Source organism: Staphylococcus sp. EG-SA-14 (assembly GCF_017151935.1).
Classification (GTDB): Bacteria; Bacillota; Bacilli; order Staphylococcales; family Staphylococcaceae; genus Staphylococcus; species Staphylococcus aureus.
In genome coordinates, this window is the sequence record NZ_JACVZM010000043.1 from 1 (window position 1) to 4,147 (window position 4,147).

Annotated in this window: 3 protein-coding genes and 1 pseudogene; all 4 read left to right on the plus strand. The window is 30.2% G+C overall.

Annotation, left to right across the window (positions count from 1 at the left end):
- Window positions 1–113 precede the first annotated feature (113 nt).
- Window positions 114–1,028 (plus strand): replication initiation factor domain-containing protein, encoded by a 915-nt coding sequence (locus IDG63_RS14075; protein WP_001829558.1) that lies wholly within the window; start codon window positions 114–116, stop codon window positions 1,026–1,028.
- A 161-nt stretch (window positions 1,029–1,189) separates the two neighbouring features.
- Window positions 1,190–2,569, plus strand: coding sequence for a tetracycline efflux MFS transporter Tet(K) (gene tet(K) / locus IDG63_RS14080; RefSeq protein WP_000492283.1), 1,380 nt, complete (start codon window positions 1,190–1,192; stop codon window positions 2,567–2,569).
- A gap of 188 nt (window positions 2,570–2,757) precedes the next feature.
- On the plus strand, window positions 2,758–3,984 hold the full coding sequence (gene mobV / locus IDG63_RS14085) for a MobV family relaxase (protein WP_049426404.1): 1,227 nt from the start codon (window positions 2,758–2,760) through the stop codon (window positions 3,982–3,984).
- A 29-nt stretch (window positions 3,985–4,013) separates the two neighbouring features.
- Window positions 4,014–4,147, plus strand: a pseudogene (locus IDG63_RS14090) (IS6 family transposase); the annotation flags it as partial.

The following is a 4,147-nucleotide window of genomic DNA, read 5'->3' on the forward strand; positions in this document are numbered from 1 at the left end:
ACCGTAGGTCTCTTCAGATCTACGGATTTTCCCCATGCCACGAAATTAGCATCATGCTAGCAAGTTAAACGAACACTGACATGATATATTAGTGATTAGCTATATTTTTTACTTTGCAACAGAACCATCACGATTTAGACAATTTTTCTAAAACCGGCTACTCTAATAGCCGGTTGGACGCACATACTGTGTGCATATCTGATCCAAAATTAAGTTTTGATGCAATGACGATCGTTGGAAATCTCAACCGAGACAACGCTCAAGCCCTTTCTAAATTTATGAGTGTAGAGCCCCAAATAAGACTTTGGGATATTCTTCAAACAAAGTTTAAAGCTAAAGCACTTCAAGAAAAAGTTTATATTGAATATGACAAAGTGAAAGCAGATAGTTGGGATAGACGTAATATGCGTATTGAATTTAATCCAAACAAACTTACACGAGATGAAATGATTTGGTTAAAACAAAATATAATAAGCTACATGGAAGATGACGGTTTTACAAGATTAGATTTAGCCTTTGATTTTGAAGATGATTTGAGTGACTACTATGCAATGTCTGATAAAGCAGTTAAGAAAACTATTTTTTATGGTCGTAATGGTAAGCCAGAAACAAAATATTTTGGCGTGAGAGATAGTAATAGATTTATTAGAATTTATAATAAAAAGCAAGAACGTAAAGATAATGCAGATGCTGAAGTTATGTCTGAACATTTATGGCGTGTAGAAATCGAACTTAAAAGAGATATGGTGGATTACTGGAATGATTGCTTTAGTGATTTACATATCTTGCAACCAGATTGGAAAACTATCCAACGCACTGCGGATAGAGCAATAGTTTTTATGTTATTGAGTGATGAAGAAGAATGGGGAAAGCTTCACAGAAATTCTAGAACAAAATATAAGAATTTGATAAAAGAAATTTCGCCAGTCGATTTAACGGACTTAATGAAATCGACTTTAAAAGCGAACGAAAAACAATTGCAAAAACAAATCGATTTTTGGCAACATGAATTTAAATTTTGGAAATAGTGTACATATTAATATTACTGAACAAAAATGATATATTTAAACTATTCTAATTTAGGAGGATTTTTTTATGAAGTGTCTATTTAAAAATTTGGGGAATTTATATGAGGTGAAAGAATAATTTACCCCTATAAACTTTAGTCACCTCAAGTAAAGAGGTAAAATTGTTTAGTTTATATAAAAAATTTAAAGGTTTGTTTTATAGCGTTTTATTTTGGCTTTGTATTCTTTCATTTTTTAGTGTATTAAATGAAATGGTTTTAAATGTTTCTTTACCTGATATTGCAAATCATTTTAATACTACTCCTGGAATTACAAACTGGGTAAACACTGCATATATGTTAACTTTTTCGATAGGAACAGCAGTATATGGAAAATTATCTGATTATATAAATATAAAAAAATTGTTAATTATTGGTATTAGTTTGAGCTGTCTTGGTTCATTGATTGCTTTTATTGGTCACAATCACTTTTTTATTTTGATTTTTGGTAGGTTAGTACAAGGAGTAGGATCTGCTGCATTCCCTTCACTGATTATGGTGGTTGTAGCTAGAAATATTACAAGAAAAAAACAAGGCAAAGCCTTTGGTTTTATAGGATCAATTGTAGCTTTAGGTGAAGGGTTAGGTCCTTCAATAGGGGGAATAATAGCACATTATATTCATTGGTCTTACCTACTTATACTTCCTATGATTACAATAGTAACTATACCTTTTCTTATTAAAGTAATGGTACCTGGTAAATCAACAAAAAATACATTAGATATCGTAGGTATTGTTTTAATGTCTATAAGTATTATATGTTTTATGTTATTTACGACAAATTATAATTGGACTTTTTTAATACTCTTCACAATCTTTTTTGTGATTTTTATTAAACATATTTCAAGAGTTTCTAACCCTTTTATTAATCCTAAACTAGGGAAAAACATTCCGTTTATGCTTGGTTTGTTTTCTGGTGGGCTAATATTTTCTATAGTAGCTGGTTTTATATCAATGGTGCCTTATATGATGAAAACTATTTATCATGTAAATGTAGCGACAATAGGTAATAGTGTTATTTTTCCTGGAACCATGAGTGTTATTGTTTTTGGTTATTTTGGTGGTTTTTTAGTGGATAGAAAAGGATCATTATTTGTTTTTATTTTAGGATCATTGTCTATCTCTATAAGTTTTTTAACTATTGCATTTTTTGTTGAGTTTAGTATGTGGTTGACTACTTTTATGTTTATATTTGTTATGGGCGGATTATCTTTTACTAAAACAGTTATATCAAAAATAGTATCAAGTAGTCTTTCTGAAGAAGAAGTTGCTTCTGGAATGAGTTTGCTAAATTTCACAAGTTTTTTATCAGAGGGAACAGGTATAGCAATTGTAGGAGGTTTATTGTCACTACAATTGATTAATCGTAAACTAGTTCTGGAATTTATAAATTATTCTTCTGGAGTGTATAGTAATATTCTTGTAGCCATGGCTATCCTTATTATTTTATGTTGTCTTTTGACGATTATTGTATTTAAACGTTCTGAAAAGCAGTTTGAATAGTTATATTATATTTTGGTTTAGAACTATGAGTGGCTAGCATTTTGCCACTCATTTTTTGCGTTAGCAAAAACAGGTTTAAGCCTCGCAGAGCACACGTATTAACGACTTATTAAAAATAAGTCTAGTGTGTTATTAGACTTAAACTATTAAATACACATGAAACCTTTGTGCTTAGGAGTGATTTTTATATGTCTTATTCCATTGTTAGAGTTTCAAAAGTTAAATCTGGAACAAATACAACGGGCATACAAAAACATGTTCAAAGAGAAAATAATAATTATGAAAATGAAGATATAGACCATAGTAAAACTTACTTAAATTATGATTTGGTAAATGCTAATAAACAGAATTTTAATAACTTGATTGATGAAAAAATCGAACAGAATTATACAGGCAAAAGAAAAATTAGAACAGACGCGATTAAACACATTGATGGTTTAATTACATCAGACAATGATTTCTTTGATAATCAAACGCCAGAAGATACAAAGCAGTTTTTTGAATATGCTAAAGAGTTTTTAGAACAAGAATACGGTAAAGATAATTTATTATATGCAACAGTTCACATGGACGAAAAAACACCACATATGCATTATGGCGTTGTTCCAATAACTGATGATGGTCGTTTAAGTGCTAAAGAAGTTGTAGGTAATAAAAAAGCTTTAACAGCGTTTCAAGATAGATTTAATGAGCATGTTAAACAACGAGGATATGATTTAGAACGTGGGCAATCAAGACAAGTAACAAATGCTAAACATGAGCAAATAAGTCAGTATAAACAAAAAACAGAATATCATAAGCAAGAATATGAACGTGAGAGCCAAAAAACAGACCATATAAAGCAAAAGAACGATAAATTAATGCAAGAGTACCAAAAATCGTTAAATACGCTTAAAAAGCCTATAAATGTTCCGTATGAGCAAGAAACTGAAAAAGTAGGTGGTTTATTTAGCAAAGAAATACAAGAAACTGGAAATGTTGTAATAAGCCAAAAAGATTTCAATGAATTTCAGAAACAGATAAAAGCTGCTCAAGATATTTCGGAAGATTACGAGTATATAAAGTCTGGTAGAGCCTTAGATGATAAAGATAAGGAAATACGAGAGAAAGATGATTTATTAAATAAAGCAGTTGAGCGTATTGAAAACGCAGACGATAATTTTAACCAACTTTACGAAAATGCAAAGCCACTTAAAGAGAATATAGAAATAGCGTTAAAGCTTTTAAAAATCTTACTAAAAGAGTTAGAACGAGTTTTAGGAAGAAATACCTTTGCGGAAAGAGTTAATAAGTTAACAGAAGATGAACCAAAACTAAATGGTTTAGCAGGAAACTTAGATAAAAAAATGAATCCAGAATTATATTCAGAACAGGAACAGCAACAAGAAGGTTCTGTTGCAAAGTTGAATTTATAATATAATTTTAACAAAAAGGAGTCTTCTGTATGAACTATTTCAGATATAAACAATTTAACAAGGATGTTATCACTGTAGCCGTTGGCTACTATCTAAGATATGCATTGAGCTATCGTGATATATCTGAAATATTAAGAGAACGTGGTGTAAACGTTCATCATTC

Bases quoted from the DNA above. Each gene is read 5' to 3' on its own strand.
- mobV (WP_049426404.1), top strand. From the start codon at position 2,758: ATGTCTTATTCCATTGTTAGAGTTTCAAAAGTTAAATCTGGAACAAAT.